Source organism: Pseudomonas sp. KH_040 (assembly GCF_057839305.1).
In genome coordinates, this window is sequence record NZ_CM174487.1 from 3462087 (window position 1) to 3478539 (window position 16453).

14 protein-coding genes are annotated in these 16453 nt (G+C 59.4%); 5 read left to right on the forward strand and 9 right to left on the reverse strand.

What is annotated here, in order from left to right:
- Positions 1 to 8: 8 nt before the first annotated feature.
- The 5 genes from AC3IUF_RS15470 to AC3IUF_RS15490 all read left to right on the forward strand — a co-directional run bounded on the left by AC3IUF_RS15470 (position 9) and on the right by AC3IUF_RS15490 (position 6480).
- Positions 9 to 1289, forward strand: coding sequence for a c-type cytochrome (locus AC3IUF_RS15470; RefSeq protein ID WP_489278483.1), 1281 nt, complete (start codon positions 9 to 11; stop codon positions 1287 to 1289).
- A complete protein-coding gene (locus tag AC3IUF_RS15475) occupies positions 1286 to 1759 on the forward strand; it encodes a (2Fe-2S)-binding protein (RefSeq protein WP_007913200.1) in 474 nt (157 codons plus the stop codon). The genes AC3IUF_RS15470 and AC3IUF_RS15475 overlap by 4 nt, the downstream gene beginning before the upstream one ends.
- Complete coding sequence (locus AC3IUF_RS15480; protein ID WP_489278485.1) at positions 1756 to 3987, forward strand: xanthine dehydrogenase family protein molybdopterin-binding subunit; 2232 nt, start codon at positions 1756 to 1758, stop codon at positions 3985 to 3987. The genes AC3IUF_RS15475 and AC3IUF_RS15480 overlap by 4 nt, the downstream gene beginning before the upstream one ends.
- Positions 3988 to 4157: 170 nt before the next feature.
- Positions 4158 to 5270, forward strand: coding sequence for an alkene reductase (locus AC3IUF_RS15485; RefSeq protein ID WP_489278487.1), 1113 nt, complete (start codon positions 4158 to 4160; stop codon positions 5268 to 5270).
- Positions 5271 to 5520: 250 nt separating this feature from the next.
- Positions 5521 to 6480, forward strand: coding sequence for an EamA family transporter (locus AC3IUF_RS15490; RefSeq protein WP_095112155.1), 960 nt, complete (start codon positions 5521 to 5523; stop codon positions 6478 to 6480).
- Positions 6481 to 6509: 29 nt separating this feature from the next.
- On the opposite strand, the gene AC3IUF_RS15495 is transcribed toward AC3IUF_RS15490, so the two are convergent.
- The 9 genes from AC3IUF_RS15495 to AC3IUF_RS15535 form a co-directional block, all read right to left on the reverse strand.
- On the reverse strand, positions 6510 to 7439 hold the full coding sequence (locus AC3IUF_RS15495; protein ID WP_489278489.1) for a ZIP family metal transporter: 930 nt from the start codon (positions 7437 to 7439) through the stop codon (positions 6510 to 6512).
- A 62-nt stretch (positions 7440 to 7501) separates the two neighbouring features.
- Positions 7502 to 7750: a hypothetical protein gene (locus tag AC3IUF_RS15500; RefSeq protein WP_489278490.1), complete on the reverse strand. Its 249-nt coding sequence runs from the start codon at positions 7748 to 7750 to the stop codon at positions 7502 to 7504.
- 204 nt (positions 7751 to 7954) lie between these two features.
- A complete protein-coding gene (locus AC3IUF_RS15505; RefSeq protein ID WP_489278491.1) occupies positions 7955 to 9445 on the reverse strand; it encodes an aldehyde dehydrogenase in 1491 nt (496 codons plus the stop codon).
- A 1-nt stretch (position 9446) separates the two neighbouring features.
- Entirely contained in the window at positions 9447 to 10349 is a 903-nt protein-coding gene (locus AC3IUF_RS15510) for a dihydrodipicolinate synthase family protein (protein WP_414917151.1), read from the reverse strand.
- A 132-nt stretch (positions 10350 to 10481) separates the two neighbouring features.
- Positions 10482 to 11798 (reverse strand): NAD(P)/FAD-dependent oxidoreductase, encoded by a 1317-nt coding sequence (locus AC3IUF_RS15515; protein WP_489278492.1) that lies wholly within the window; start codon positions 11796 to 11798, stop codon positions 10482 to 10484.
- A gap of 125 nt (positions 11799 to 11923) precedes the next feature.
- Positions 11924 to 12982 (reverse strand): GlxA family transcriptional regulator, encoded by a 1059-nt coding sequence (locus tag AC3IUF_RS15520; protein WP_414917153.1) that lies wholly within the window; start codon positions 12980 to 12982, stop codon positions 11924 to 11926.
- Between the two features lie 88 nt (positions 12983 to 13070).
- Positions 13071 to 14093 (reverse strand): glycine betaine/L-proline ABC transporter substrate-binding protein ProX, encoded by a 1023-nt coding sequence (gene proX / locus AC3IUF_RS15525; protein WP_447785463.1) that lies wholly within the window; start codon positions 14091 to 14093, stop codon positions 13071 to 13073.
- A 43-nt stretch (positions 14094 to 14136) separates the two neighbouring features.
- Positions 14137 to 15090, reverse strand: coding sequence for a glycine betaine/L-proline ABC transporter permease ProW (gene proW, locus AC3IUF_RS15530; protein ID WP_489278493.1), 954 nt, complete (start codon positions 15088 to 15090; stop codon positions 14137 to 14139).
- A 50-nt stretch (positions 15091 to 15140) separates the two neighbouring features.
- Positions 15141 to 16175, reverse strand: coding sequence for a quaternary amine ABC transporter ATP-binding protein (locus AC3IUF_RS15535; protein WP_489278494.1), 1035 nt, complete (start codon positions 16173 to 16175; stop codon positions 15141 to 15143).
- Positions 16176 to 16453 lie beyond the last annotated feature (278 nt).

A 16453-nucleotide genomic window follows, 5' to 3' on the forward strand; every position in this document is an offset into this window, starting at 1 on the left:
CCTGTGCCATGAACAGCTCATTTCTGAAGTCCAGAACGCTATGGATCAGCGTGGCAGTCGCCGCCGTGCTCGGCCTGATCGGCGCCGTTTGGCTGATGTGGCGCCCGGCGATTGCGCCAATCGAGCGCCCGACGCTGTTCGATGTTGCGCAGTTGCAACGCGGGGCGCGGGTCGTCGAGGCCGGCGACTGTGCGGTCTGCCATACCCGCCCCGGTGGTGAATATCTGGCCGGCGGACTGCCGCTGGTAACGCCGTTCGGCACGCTGTACAGCACCAACATCACCCCGGACGCTGAGACCGGTATCGGCCAATGGTCACTGCCGGCCTTCGAGCGAGCGATGCGTCAAGGCATTGCTCGCGACGGTCACTTGCTCTATCCGGCGTTCCCCTACGTGCACTACCGGCGCATGAGCGCAGCAGACATCGCCGACGCTTATGCCTACTTGATGAGCGGCCCCGCCGTGCACGCGCCGGCCGCGCAGAACCAGATGAATTTTCCGATGAACATTCGTCCGTTGGTGGCGTTCTGGAACCTGCTGTTCCTGCACGGTGAGCCACTGACGCCGCTGGCGGAGCGCAGCGAGGCGTGGAATCGCGGGCGTTATCTGGTCGACGGGCCGGGCCATTGCGCCGGCTGCCATTCGCCGCTGAACCTGATCGGCGCGGAAAAATCTTCGGAATACTTGCAGGGCGGCAGCGTCGACGGCTGGCAGGCGCCCGCGCTGGTCGGAATGGGCCAACGCGCCAACCCGTGGAGTCGCGAGCAACTGGTGGGCTATCTACGCGCCGAGATCGTCAATGGCCACGGCACCCCCGCCGGGCCGATGCGTCCAGTCAGCTTGAGTCTGGCCAGCTTGCCCGCCAGTGAAGCCGAGGCGATTGCCGAGTATTTACTCAGCCTGGAAACCCCTCCTTCGGTGACAGAGACGACGGCGAAGACGCCTGCCAGTGAAGCGGCAGACCACTCGACCGGCGCCCTGCTCTTCAGCAGCGCCTGCGCCGGTTGCCATGGCCCGGCGGCACCGATGCGCAGCATCGATGGTCGCCCGGGGTTGCAAAACACCTCGGCGCTGCAAGCGGCCAGTTCGCGCAACTTCCTCAAAACCGTGCTTGAAGGCTTGCCCGCCACACCCGGATCGCCCGGCCCGGTGATGCCTGCATTCGCCGCCAGCCTCGACAACGCGCAACTCGGCGCACTGGCCGCGTATCTGCGTCAGCAAGCCAGCCCCGATCAGCCGTGGACCGACCTCTCTTCCACTATTGAAGCGTTACGTCAGGAGACGAAATGAGCCAGATCACTCTCAACGTCAACGGAGCCGCACAACCGCTTGAGCTGGAGCCGGACATGCCGCTGCTGTATGCGCTGCGCAATCACTTGAACCTCAACGGCGCCAAATACGGCTGCGGTCTCGGTCAGTGCGGCGCCTGCACGGTGATCGTCGACGATCAACCGGTGTTCGCCTGCCTGACACCTTGCGCCGGCCTCGAAGACAAAAAAATCCGCACCGTGGAAAGCCTCGGCAGCGCGGAAAAACCCGGCCCTCTGCAAGCCGCGTTCATCGAGAAACAGGCCGCGCAATGCGGCTACTGCATTGCCGGCATGCTAATGCGCGCGCAAGCGTTGCTTGAGCGTAATCGCCACCCGGATGAGGCGACCATTCGCGAGCACATGGCCGGCAACCTGTGCCGCTGCGGTACGCATTTGCGGATCATCGAGGCGATCAAACAGGTGGCCGGGCACAACGGGAGCCTGACATGAGTGAGTCGAATGAATTGAACCCGAGCCGACGCGCGTTCTTGCGCGGTGGCGCGTTGCTGGTGGCATTCACCCTGCTGCCGGTGGCGCGGCGTGTGTTGGCAGATACGGAAGTCGATACGCTCGGCACCGTGGTCCTCGCCCCCGACCTGCCCGGCAGCCTGCGCACCAACCCGTTTCTCGACGCCTGGATCCGCATCGGCGCCGACGGCATTACCGTCTACACCGGCAAGGTCGAATTGGGTACCGGGGTGAAAACCGCGCTGCTGCAAATCGCCGCCGAGCGTTTGCAGGTACCGGCGACCGCCATAAACCTGCTCACCGCCGACACCGCGCTGACGCCCAACGAAGGCTACACCGCCGGCAGCCACAGCATTTTCGACAGCGGTACCGCGTTGTATAACGCCGCCGCGCAGGTGCGCGAAATGCTCGTCGATGCTGCTGCGCGCAGTTGGCAGGTTGATGCAGGGCTGCTGAGCACCCGCGAAGGGGTTATCGAAGGCCCGGCTGCTCAGCGGATGAGTTACGCCGACGCGGTCAAGCATGTCGATGTGCATCAATATGCCAAGGCGCAGTCACCGGCGATGGCCGCCGCTGATTTCAAACTGATCGGCCATTCGTTGCCGCGCCTCGACATCCCGGCGAAGGTCAGCGGTGGCGCAGCATTCGTCCAGGACATGCGCCTGCCGGGGATGCTGCATGCGCGGGTGATCCGCCCGCCCCGTCCGGGCTGCACGTTGCAGGCATTCGACGCGGCGTCCATCGAAACGCAGGCTGGGGTCAAGGTGATCCGCGACGGTAACTATCTGGCGGTGGTCGCCGGTGATGAGTGGCAAGCGATCAAAGCCATGCGCCGTGCCAGCGAAGTCGCGCAATGGAGCGGCGGTGAGGCGATTCCCGAAGCAGACGAGATTCATGGCCTGCTCAAACGCCTGCCCTCACGGCGCTATCCGATCAGCCACAGTGGCACGCCGAGCGGCGCGGCCGACACGCGTTTTCAGGCGCGGGTCACCAAGCAATATCTGATGCATGGCTCGATCGGTCCGTCCTGCGCGGTGGCCTGGTTCAAGGACGGCGTTCTCACCGTATGGACCCACACCCAAGGCGTTTACCCGCTGCGCGCCGGCATTGCCGAAATGCTCGGTCTGCCACCTGAGCGGGTGCGCTGTATTCATACCGAAGGCTCAGGGTGCTACGGGCATAACGGCGCCGATGATGCCGCCGCCGATGCGGCATTGATCGCGCTGCGCGTGCCCGGTACGCCGGTGCGCGTGCAATGGATGCGCGAACAGGAAAATCTTTGGGAGCCATACAGCTCGGCGATGGTCACCGAAGTTGACGCTGGTCTCAGCCACGGCCGTTTGCAGGATTGGGCCTACGAACTCTGGACCACGCCGCACAACGAACGCATCGTCAACGCCGGGCGTCTGTTGCCGGCACGCTTGCTCGCGCGGCCCTTCGCCTCGGCGCCCTCCGTGCCGATCGCCCAGCCCGAAGGCGATGGTGATCGCAACGCGGTGCCGCTGTACGAGTTGAACTCGACGCGCATCAACATGACCTTCGTCACTCAGATGCCCTTTCGCACCTCGGCCATGCGTTCGCTGGGAGCGCACATCAACATCTTCGCCATCGAGGCGAGTATCGACGAACTGGCGATCAGGGCAGGTATCGACGCAGTCGCCTTGCGTCTGGCCCATCTCAGCGATCCGCGTGCTCGCGCGGTCGTAGAACGTGTGCGTGATGAGATCGGTTGGCCGCAAAAAAGCAGCGAGCCCGGCGCCGGTATCGGTTTCGCCTTTGCCCGCTACAAAAACATCATGGGTTACTGCGGCATCGCCGTGAAGCTGCGGGTGCATCCGCAGACCGGCGAGATCCGCATCGATCACGTGGTGACGGCGGTGGACGTCGGACAGATCGTCAGCCCCGATGGCCTGCGCAATCAGGTCGAGGGCGGCATTGTGCAGTCCGCGAGCTGGACCCTGTACGAAAAAGTCGCCTACGACGCGGGGGGCATTCGCAGCTACGACTGGAGCGGTTATCCGATTCTGCGTTTCACGCAACTGCCGAAAAAAGTCGACGTGCACTTGCTCGACCAGCCGGGAGAACCGTTCCTCGGTGCCGCTGAAATCGTTCAGGGGCCAATGGCCGCAGCGCTTGGCAGCGCCGTCGCCAACGCCACCGGCCGGCGCTGGCTGAACCTGCCGCTGACCCGGTCCAACCAACCTGCCTGAGCCACGCCCGTGTTCATCGCTGATAAGCACGGGCGCCGTTGCGTTGCGCGCAAAACAGCGTAGCGCCGGTCACCGATTATCAGCCCCGCTGAGCGCGGTTAAGTTAGCGGCACTGGTTTGCGGCACCGCTGCCGCGCTTGAATTCCTTCTATTGAAATCTGGAGCTACCCATGACTCGTCGTCTGTTCCAACCCCTCGCACTCGGTCCTTACACCCTCGCCCATCGCGTGGCGATGGCGCCGTTGACGCGCTCACGTGCTGGCCAACCGGGCGATGTGCCAACACCGATGAACGCCGAGTACTACCGCCAGCGGGCCAGTGCCGCGCTGATCATCACCGAGGCCACACAAATCTCCCGGCAGGCTCAGGGTTACGCCTGGACGCCGGGCATCTACAGCCCTGAGCAAGTTGAGGCGTGGCGTGACGTCAGCGCCGCGGTGCATGAGGCCGGCGGGTTGATCTTCATGCAACTGTGGCACGTCGGCCGGGTTTCCCATCCGAGCTTTCAACCCGATGCCGGCCTGCCCGTTGCGCCCAGCGCACTGCCGGTGCCGGGCAAGACGTTTATCGTCGACGAAAACGGTAACGGCGTCTGGGGCGATGTGCCGGTGCCGCGCGCGCTGGAAACTGCGGAAATCGCCGGCATCGTCGAGGACTACCGCGTGGCCGCGCGCAACGCATTGCAGGCAGGCATGGACGGTGTAGAGATTCATGCCGGCAACGGTTACCTGCTCGACCAGTTTCTTAACAGCAACAGCAATCAGCGTGACGATGCCTATGGCGGCAGCGTGGAGAATCGCGCGCGGTTTCTGCTGGAAGTGGTTGCGGCCGTGGCTGAAGAAGTCGGTGCCGAACGGGTCGGCGTACGCCTGACGCCGATGGGCCGCTTCATGGGCATGGGTGATGACACTCCGGAGGCGACCTTCGGCCTCCTCGTCGAGGCGCTCAACCAATGGAATCTGGCCTACCTGCATCTGGTCGAGCCTGCGATGGTCGGAACAGTCAAAGATGAGAACTTCGATCCGCGCTGGGACGCGATCATTGCCCAGTTGCGCAAAACGTGGAACGGCGTGCTGATCCTCGCGGGCGGCTACGATGCGCAATCTGCCGAACAGGCACTGGTTGCCGATCGTGCCGACATCATTGCGTTTGGCCGCCCGTTCCTGGCCAACCCGGACTTGCCGCGTCGGCTGCATGATGGCTTGGCGCTCAACGCGCCGGATCCGAGCAGCTTCTTTGGCGGGGATCAGCGTGGCTACATCGATTATCCATTTCATGCCTGAGCAGAAGCAGACCACCCGCCTCTCATGATGTGTAAATCCAAGCAGGGGCCGATGCGCCCCTGCCCTATCAAGTCATACGATCTCTACATTTAATCAAATAGGTAAAAATCCACCATAACGCTGAACTTATGCGTAGCTGTGCGCTTTCAGGACTATTGCCCGACGTCGCCGAATGCGATAAAACGGGCTAGTTGTACGACAACCAATAAAAACCAAGTCGTTCGAACGGCTAACAATCCTGAGATCTGCCATGCCTCGCCCTGCCGCTACGCAAACCGTACCGCCGCCCTACCCCCGTTATCTGGCGGTGATCATTCTGTTGTGCATGGGCTGTGCGTTTGCCGGCAATCATGTGGCGGCGCGAGTCGCATTTGATGATGGCGCGGGTGTGCTGCTGGCGATTTTAATGCGTTCCGGCGGGACCTTGCTGGTGCTCGCCATCTTGGTGCTGTGGCAGAGACAAAGCCTGCGCTTGCCGGCGGGTGCCTGGCGCTGGCAACTGTTGCTGGGGCTGCTGATCACTGCGCAGAGTCTGTGCCTCTACTCTGCTGTCGCACGGGTGCCGGTGGCGCTGGCCCTGCTGGTGGCGAACGTATTCCCCATTCTGCTGGCATTGCTCACCTGGGCACTGGGTGGCCCGCGACCGAGCGCACGTACCGCGACGTTGATGGGTTTGATTCTACTGGGCCTGGTGTTTGTGCTGGATGTCCCCGGGCGTCTCTCGACCACGACGGACGTCAGTGCGCAATGGCTGACCGGCGTCGCGCTCGCATTCTGCGCCGCCAGCGTGTTCGCCTGCGCGCTGTGGATCACCGACCACAAACTGTCTCAGGTACGTGGCTCGGTGCGCAGTCTGCTGACCATTTTCATCGTGTTCAGCAGCGTCAACCTGGCAGGGCTGACGGGCGCCCTTCCCGGCGGATTGAACCTGCCCGCCACCTCGACCGGATGGCTGGCCCTCGCCACGTTGGTGGTGCTATACGGCACAGGTTTTATCGTCCTGTTCATTTCCGTGCCTCGCCTCGACATGCCGCGCAATGCGCCGGTCATGAACATCGAGCCATTGGCAACGCTGCTGATGGGCTGGATTGTGCTGGACCAAATGCTCAGCAAAGGACAGATTCTCGGCGGGGTGATTGTGGTCATGGGCATCGTTTTGCTGACTTATCGTAAATCAGTGGTCAAGGCTGAGGTTAAAGCCAGTGCGTGAGGGTTTCTCTCCAGTGGTCAGGTTCGTGATTAACCCAAAGCAGTATCGAGAAACATCATCACCCCAAAGCCGAGCATCAGCCCCAAGGTCGCCGGGGTCTCATGCCCGTTGCGATGAGTCTCGGGAATGACCTCATGGGAGACCACAAAAATCATCGCCCCGGCCGCCAAACCGAGCGCAATGGGATATCCCAACGCAAAGCTGCTGGAAATACCCAGTCCGACAATGGCGCCAATCGGTTCCATCAACCCTGAGCCCACCGCAATAAGCGCGGCGCGAAGTGCTGAGATGCCTGTCACGCGTAATGCCAGGGCGACAGCCAGACCTTCGGGAATATCCTGAATGGCGATCGCCGCGGTCAGCGGCAATCCGACCTTCATGTCGCCGTTGGCGAAGCTCACGCCAATGGCCATGCCTTCCGGCAGGTTATGCAGTGTGATTGCCAGAACGAACAACCAGACACGATTGATGCGCTGCGCATCCGGCCCGCGGCGTCCGCTTTTCTCGTGTTCGTGAGGCACGAAACGATCAAGGCCGACCATCAGCGCTACGCCCAATCCCAATCCTGCAACGACGACGCAGGCTGCGAGCAACTGATTACCGCAAAGCGCCTGAGCCGCTTCTATGCCCGGCAGAATCAGCGAAAACGAACTGGCGGCCAGCATCATCCCGGCGGCAAAGCCGAGCATGATGTCTTGGGTTCGGGCGGCGATGTCTCGTAACGCAATCGCTACGACAGCACCGATTGCCGTCGCAGCGAAGCCGGTCATGCCACCGATAAAGGCGAAGTACAGATTCTGTTTGTTGGCCCCGACGAAGGCGCCATACCCGCTGATCAGCAGGAAGATTGTCACCCCGATCAGAATTGACCAGAAGACGCGCCCGCCCCATCCAGACCCCGAGAAACGAGCGAACCAGGAGCGTGCTGGTGCGGCTGATGAGGTCAACGGCTCGGACATGGGAACTCCTGTTATGTTGATTCGATCTTTTCAGCGGATGCGGATAACCAACGTACATGACCTCAATGGTAATCGTCTCCAGCGACTGCGCGCAGGTAGGCGACGTCTGCTTGCCTTCGTTGGTCGCGCCACTCGTCCCAACTGAGTATGCCCAAGCGATCCATTTCATCCGACTGGCGCAGCAGTTCGTCGTGATAGGCGTCTGGGCAGTCCATTCGCAATTCAAGGTTTTCCAGTGCACGTTGCCAGGCCGCCAAGGCGAGTAATCTGGTTTCTTGTGCGAATGTCAGTTGATTCTTGAACGCGTTCATTTCGCCCACCCCGAACATTTCCCGGTTGAGCCACCGATGTCGAGTTAGGTTCAAAATGTCTGCAGAAAAGCGGATGACTGAAAGCTTTCTGCTGACGTGGCCACTAACCAGTCCAGCTCATGGATGGGGGTTACGGTATGTGGCAATCGCCCCGCCACTCAATTCAGTGGTCGGGGCGATGCGATTTGTTGCGTCAAGGCGTTATCAGGAAGCATCAATCCAGATGGTTTTGATCTCTGTGTATTGGTCGTGCGCCCAGATCGACTTATCGCGTCCGCCAAACCCCGACTCTTTGTAGCCGCCGAATGGCGTAGAGGCGTCGCCCTCACCGAAGCAGTTCACCGTGACAATCCCGGCGCGAATCCCGCGTGAGAGTTTCAGGGCATGGCGCAGGTTGCCGGTGTAAGCCGATGCAGCCAGGCCGTAGGCCGTGTCGTTGGCCAGCTCAATCGCTTCGTCAACGGTCTGGAACGTGGTGACGCTCAGTACCGGGCCAAAAATCTCTTCCTGGAACAAACGGCTATCGCGACTCACGCCGTCAACGATAGTCGGTTCGACGAAAATATCCTGGCGGGTTTTGCCGCCCACCAGCACATGCAGGTTTTCGTCGCGGGCCACGTCAAGGTAGGAGCGCACCTTGTCGAAATGCGCTTTGCTGATCATCGAACCCAGGCGGTTTTCAGGATCCAGTGGATCACCCATTTTCCAGTCACCCAAATGAACCTGCACACGCTGCAGCAGTTCATCCTTGACGTCGGCGTGGACGATCAGGCGCGAAGAGGCCGAGCAGTTTTCACCCATATTCCAGAACGCGCCGTTCACCACGTGCTGAGCGACGAGGTCGATGTCTTCGACATCATTCATCACCACGGCGGGGTTCTTGCCGCCACATTCCAGCACGATGCGTTTCAGGTTCGACTCGCTGGAGTATTTGAGAAACAGCCGCCCGGTATCGGTTGATCCGGTGAAGCTGACCATCGCCACATCCGGGTGACGGCCCAGCGGCTCGCCCGCTTCTTTCCCTCCCCCGGGCACGACGCTGAACACGCCGGCGGGAATCCCAGCCTGATACGCCAGTTCGGCGACGCGCAAGGTGCTTAAGGTGGTTTCCTTGGCCGGTTTGACCACGATCGAACAGCCTGCGGCGAGCGACGGGCCGATTTTCCAGGCGAGCATCAGCAGCGGGAAATTCCACGGCAACACCAGGCCGACAACGCCAATCGGTTCACGCACAACCATGGTCACCGCACCCGAGCCGACGGGGGCCGTAGCGTCGTAGATCTTGTCGATCAGCTCGGCATGCCAACGCAACGTATGAATCGTCTCTGGCACATCGATGTTCTGGCATTCACGAATCGGCTTGCCACTGTCCAGGCTTTCCAGCACTGCCAGCTCATGGGCGTTGTCCTCCAGCAATTGGGCAAAGCGCTGCAATACCGATTTGCGTGCGGACGGCGCCAGTGAATGCCAGCGTGCGTCATCGAAGGCTTCCTTGGCCGCTGCAACGGCGACATCGACGTCCTCGGCATTGCACGCGGCAATCTCGGTCAATACCTGTTCGGTGGCCGGGTTGGTCGTGGTAAATGTCTTGCCCGATCTGGAGGCGCAAAACTGGCCGTTGATAAACGCTTGGTTGCGAAATTCGAGCTTCGCAGCCAGTTCGAGGTATTGCTCTTTACTCAGCAGGTCTGCCATTTCAAGCCACCTCGACGATACGCGCGACGTTCTTCTGCAGGGTTTTGATCACGCTTTCCAGCGCTTGCTTCTCGGCAGGCTCCAGCGGTTGCAGTGGCGCCCGCACACCGCCAGCACGCAGGCCACTGAGTTCGCTACCGTGTTTGATCGACTGCACGAACTTGCCGCTCTCGAGGAAATCCATCAATGGCAACATCGCCGACATGATCCGCCGGCCCTTATCGAAATTTTTCTCGAGGACACAGGCTTCGTAGAGCGCAATGTGTTCACGCGGGATGAAGTTCGAGCCGGCGCATACCCAGCTGCGCGCGCCCCAGGCGAAAAACTCCAGCGCCTGATCATCCCAGCCACAGGACAACTGGATCGACGGATGAGCGTGAGCCAGACGGTGCAGGCGACTCATCTCACCCGAACTTTCCTTGATCGCGGCGATGTTCTTGCAGCCGGCAATCGCCTCGAAAAACTCGTCGCCCATTGCCACGCCCATCCGCGACGGATAGTTGTACAGCATGATCGGTAGCCCGGCCGCCTTGTCCACGGCCAGCACATGGGCGGCAATTTCCTTTTGCGTCGGCAAGGCATACGGTGGTGAACCGACCAGGATGGCGTCCGCTTTCAGGGACTTGGCCTTTTCGGCGAAGTACACCGAGTCTTCGGTACGAATGCCGCCGGTGCCGATGACCAGAGGCAAACGTCCGCGAATAACCTCTTTGGCTCGCTCGGCGACGGCCACGCGCTCCTCGGCGGTGTGCGCGTAATACTCGCCGGTGGAGCCGCCAATAACGATGCCGTGAACCTTGGACTCGATCAGATATTCGAGCACGTCGGAGAACGCCGAATAGTCGATCTGGCCATCAGCGGACAACGGGGTAATCGCAGGGGTAAAAATTCCGTCAAAGTTCATAGCGTTTTCTCCAGTGGTTCAATGTTCAATCCGTGCGCCCGACGGCATGCCGGGCAGACCGTGATTATTGGCGGCGCAAGCCTTCAGGACGGCAGCAGAGCGACGAGGCTTCAGCGACCGGTCAACGCAGACTCAGCTTTCTCTCCCGGCGCGGTACTGCCCCCACTTGAGGTTCATGTTCACCCCAAGCGAAAGGAACGGTTCTGGCGGGTTGCTGTTGGGTCCTGGCGCCTGCAACAGGAAATCAATCAGTGGGTCACGCTGCCCCGCCAGCCAGTCAGCGAGCAACTTGCCGGTGACGGTTCCGCGCGTGACACCCAGACCGTTGCATCCCAGTGCGGCATAAACGTTAGGCGCCAGTTCACCGAAGAAACCGTTGTGGTTGCGTGACATGGCCAAGGCGCCGCCCCAGGTGTAGTCGAACGTCACGTCCGGCAACATCGGGAAACGCTGATCGAATGAAGCCTTGTGCCGGCGCACGAAACGCTCGTTGTATTTACTGTTGCTGCGACCATCCGGGTTGAAGGTGAAACTGTTGCGGATCAGCAAACGGTTGTCCGGGGTTCGGCGCACCGTGGTGCCGAACGGATCCGCCGGAATGGCGCCCCAGAACGGTTTGCCGCCCAGCCGTGCCTGTTCTTCTTCGGTCAGCGGCCGGGTGATGCTCGCGTAGGTGTAGATCGGCAACATGCGCCCTTGCAGGAAACCGAAGCGCATGCCGAACGAGTTGTTCGCCAGAATCAGTTTGTCGGCAGTGATGCTGCCGTGGGCATGTTTGAGCAGCGTCTTGGTGCCGTACTCCACTTCCAGAATCGGCGTGCGCTCATACAGCGTGACGTTCGATGGCAAGTTGTCGGCGAGGCCTTTTACCAGTCCGGACGGTTGCAATAACACTGCGCCCGGCGTGAACAACGCCTTGCGGTAAAACCGCGTGCCCAAATGTTCGGGCAACTCATCGGCATCAATCATCTGAAAAGGCTGATCGAGTTTTTCCAGGCCCCGGCGATAGGCATCGAGTACAGCGATACCGCGGTTCTCTACCGCTGCCTGATATTTGCCGCAGGCTTTCATCTGGCATTCGATGCGGTATTGATTGACCAGCTCGCGAAGTATCGATTGGCCGGCCAGATTGAGTTTCAAACTGGTGCGTGCCAGTGCGATGTCACCGATGTAATCCTCAGCGCCAATATCATGGGGAAGATCAATGGCAAAACCGGCATTACGCCCCGACGGGCCCAGTCCGACTTCCTGCGCTTCGATAAGCACCACTTCATCGTCGGGAAAATTCAACGCCAGTTGCCGCGCGCACGCCAGTCCCGTGAAGCCGGCACCGATGATCACCCAGCGGGCTGAACGGTGCCCACGGTGAGCCGGCTCGGGACTGCGTAGCTTGCTCAAATGAAACCAGCCACAACTATCATCATCGGCGGGTAATGAACTGACTTTCATAGTGTTAAACCGTTAATCGTTGAAGTTGCAAAACGCACGCGCACAAAGCAAACGCACGCAGTGGCGTTGATCCGGAAACTTGCAAAACTGGCACTTGCGCAAACAGTGACGATTGACTGTTTGTTTTAAAAACCGGCCGCCACGGCATAACGTCCGCTACTGGCATAGTCGTTGGCGTAGTAGTAATCCCTGAAGGTCATGGGCGGTAAGCCAAACAGATCCTTGAAGCGTTTATAGAAGTGCGGATAGCTGACAAACCCGGTGGCCAGTGCCACATCCGTCAACGAACGATCACTTTGCACAATCAGTTGCCGAGCCCGAGTCAAACGCAGTTCCAGGTAGTATCGATTGGGTGCGGCATTGAGATAGCGGGCAAACCTTCTTTCCAATTGCCGGCGAGACACGCCAACCTGGCTGGCGATTGCGTCAATTTCCAACGGTTCCTCAATGTTTTTTTCCATCAAGTCGAGCGCGATGTTCAAAGGCTTGGGAATCGCTGAACAGCGCAGACTGTCGGCAGTCTTCGGTTGAAGATGTCCAGACTGGTGAACCCTTTTTATTTCATCAACCAGTGGCGCATCGTTGCGCGCGCCCAGTTCCTGCATGATCGCCAGGGTCATATCCAGCGCCGAATGAGCGTTGGCGCAAGTGGCTCGGCGCTGTGCGCAAATAAACTCGCGAGTCGAAACGTTCAACTGCGGGAAATATTCATTGATCAGACCGCAGCTGTCGCTGTGACAAGCAAACTCCCCAGTCTCGAGCAAACCGGCATCGGCCAGATAAAACGCGGCATTCCAGCAACCGGCAACGATCCCTTTGCTCGCGGACTTCTTCAGTACTCGGCGCAGCACTGGCTGCGTGGCAAGCCTCACACGCTGACCTCCGACGACAATCACTGCATCATGACTGAAGCCTTCCGCCACCAGCCTTTGCGAGACCAGTGACACGCCGATATCACTTTCAACCAGCCCGCCCTGCAGTGAGTAGGTCGATACCGTGTAAATCGTCTCAGCGTTGATCAGGTTTCCAGTGGCAAAGGCATCCATCGCCGTTGAAAGGGTCGTCAACGAAAAATGATCGAGCAGAATAAAAGCCACCCGCACCACCCGTTCATGGCCCGACATCAAGGTGGAATGGCGAAAGCCGATGTTCTGTTGTTTCAACGGACTCTGGAACGTTTCCATCTTGCCTCACCCGCTCACCTTCACTTGAAACGACAACCCGTTGGTTTGGCGACTGGCACGGCCCGCCGCCAACCCGTGTTCGAACCGATTACTTCGCTGCCGCCCGTGCGTCACTCAACCAGCCGTCATAGGCTTGCTGGTTGGCCTTGATCCATTCCGCGGCATGACGTTTGATGTCGGCCAGCGACTTTTCACCGTTCTGCATGCGCAGATTTTGCGCACTTTCAGCGGCGGTCGGGATGCTGACTTCAGAGAGGAATTTGCGCGCCACCGGGTTCTTCTCGGCGAACTCTTTGTTCATCACGGCGTTGACCGTGTCCACCGGGAAGCCGAGGTTCTTGCCATCATGGAAGGTGTCCTTGCTTTCCTGGCCATCCGGCAGCGAGGTGAACGGCACCGGCAACCAGACCACGTCACGCCCTTCCACCAATACGCTGGCGATCCACTGCGGAACCCAGGTAAAGAACAGCACTGGCTTGCCTTGCTGAAAGCGTGCAATGGTGTCCGCCATCAACGCGAAGTACGAGCCGCGGTTGTCGACCACGGTGGGCCCCAGACCGTAGGCTTTCATGTGGTGTTCAACCATGATCTCGCAGCCCCAGCCCGGGTTGCAGCCGGTCAGGTCAGCCTTACCGTCACCGTTGCTGTCAAAGAGCTTGGCGATTTCGGGTTTCTTCAGGTCCGACAGATCCTTGATCTGATAAGCCTCGGCAGTCTTCTTGTCGATCATGTAGCCCTGCAGCACGCCCTTCATGATTTGCCCGACCTTGACCATCACGTCATCGCCGCCGGCCTTTTCATAAAACGCTTGGTGCAGGTGTTCCCATTCATGCACGGTGAAGTCCGCATCGCCGTAAGACAGCGCGAGAAACATCGCCGGGTAGTCGACTTCTTTTGGCTGTTTGACGTCGTAGCCCAGTTCCTTGAGGCCGGCGATCACCACTTCACCACGGAAGCGCTCTTCGGCGATGGTCGGGAAGATCGGCGTAATCGAAACGCCGGCACCGGGTTTGTTGGCGTCGGCCGCGTAGGCCGCCGAGCACAACAAGGTGCCAAACACTGAAGCCACGAGGCTCGCAACCACGCTTTTCTTGAGATTTGTCAGTTTCATGTTTCACCACGCTTGGAATTTTTAATGGGGTGAGCAGGCCAACTCAATTCGTCACTGGACGTGCAACGTTCTTCTTTTTCTTCAGTTTCATGACCAGCCCCACAGGGCCGCTTTCATACCAGCGCTGACCGGAGGCCAGATCGCTGCTGCGCTCACCCATTGCCTGGGTCAGTCGATCAAGGAATACCGCGAGCAGCACCAGCCCGGCACCGCCGACGCTGGCCAGGCCCATGTCGAGGCGGCCGATGCCGCTCAACACCATCAAGCCGAGACCGCCCACCGAAATCATCGAGGCGACCACAACCATCGATAGCGACAGCATCAAGGTCTGATTGAGGCCGGCCATCATCGTTGGCGCCGCCAACGGCAACTGCACCTTCATCAGCATTTGCGTGGCCGTGCAGCCGAATGCGCGGGCGGCTTCCACCTTGTCCGCTGGGACTTGGCGAATACCAAGGTTGGTCAGCCGCACCAGTGGCGCGACGGAAAAGATGATGGTGACGATCACACCGGGTACGTTGCCGATGCCAAAGAGCATCACCACCGGCACCAGATAGACGAACGCCGGCAGTGTCTGCATGGCATCCAGCACCGGACGGATGATCATTTCCGTGCGATCACTTCGTGCACACAAGATGCCCAGCGGTATGCCGAAGACCGCGCAGAACAACAGCGATGTCAGCACCAGGGCCAGCGTGACCATGGCATCGTTCCACACACCGATCAGTCCAAGCCCGGTGAGGGTGGCGACGCTGAAAATGGCAATGCGTTTGCCACCAATCTGCCAACTGATCAGCCCGGCAATGATGATGAAGACCGTCGGCGGAACCGACAGCAGTCCCCACTGCACACCGTCCAGCACTTGATCGACCGGCCAGCGGATCGAGCGAAACACTTCCCTGAAGTTATGCACCAGATATTTAAGGGCGGTTTCCACCCAGGATCCCAAAGGAATATTGAGACTTTGAAAGGGATCTAAAAAGTTGAAGTCTGACATGATGCTACCTCGCACTCAGAAACGGCATATCAATTCTGATTATTCTCGGTTCAGCTGTTACACAGGCAGCTCAGAAGATGGCCCTGCGAAATCGAACCTTTATAAAGTCCAACTTCATCTACCACCGGCATGGGCGTTGCCGAGGCAGCGACAATATGAAAGATGTCTCGAAGAGACGCTTCGGCTTTAATCGGTATTTGCCCGCCCGGTATATAAGCGACATTGCAATCCTGCTGGGCGATATCACCCGCTTTCAGAATGCGACTGGTGTCGAAACCATTAAAGAAAACACGCACATATTTATTTACCGGGTTGCACAGAAGTTCACGCGGCGTGCCGATTTGCACCACGCGTCCGCCTTCCATGATCGCAATGCGGTGACCGATGCGAACCGCTTCTTCAATATCGTGGGAGATGAAAATGATGGTGCGATCCTGCTCGGCCTGGAGCTTGATCAGTTCGCCCTGCATCTCGCTGCGAATCATCGGATCGAGTGCCGAGAACGCTTCGTCCATCAGCAGAATGGCGGGATCGTTGGCCAGCGCGCGGGCCAAGCCGACACGTTGTTGCATGCCGCCGGAGAGTTGGTGAGGAAAGCTCAGCTCCTGCCCCGAAAGCCCGACCTGCTCCAGTGCGCCCATCGCGCGGCAATAGCGTTCTTTTTCGCTGACACCGCTGATTTCCAGACCGAAGCTAACGTTGTCGATGACGCTCATGTGCGGCATCAATGCAAACGACTGGAAGACCATGCCCATGTCTTTGCGGCGAACCTGCAACAAGTCCTTGTCGCCCAGGCCGGTGATTTCCTTGCCATTGAGAAAGATCTGCCCGGACGTCGGTTCGATCAGCCGGTTGAACAATCGGACCATGGTCGATTTGCCCGAGCCGGACAAACCCATGATGACGAAAATCTCACCGCGGCGAACAGAGAAGTTGGCATCAAAAACGCCAATCGCCTGACCGGTCTTTTTGAACACTTCAGCTTTTGTTGCACCTTCTTTAACCATTTTCATGGCAAGTGCTGGCTGCGTACCGAAGACTTTGAAAACATTCTTTACGCAGATGATCTCGTCGGAACTTGTCATACCTTGCCTCCTTCGCATCGTGCGTCTTTCGCATTAAGCGACAGGCAAACGAGCAAAAATAATTGTAAGCGGCAGCGGTAATGAATAGATGTCTTCACGACGGGCTTCCTTTTATTATTTTTGAGGTCCCAGGAAAAAGGGATGTTTCAAATCTATTAGCATCACCCCGCTTAATCCAACTACATTTACAGGGACAATTCGATAACGTCGGGTTATCGGTTGCGACGACAGCCATTGCCGAGTGCCGCGTCAGCACCATGAGCGACCGGGTCTATCCT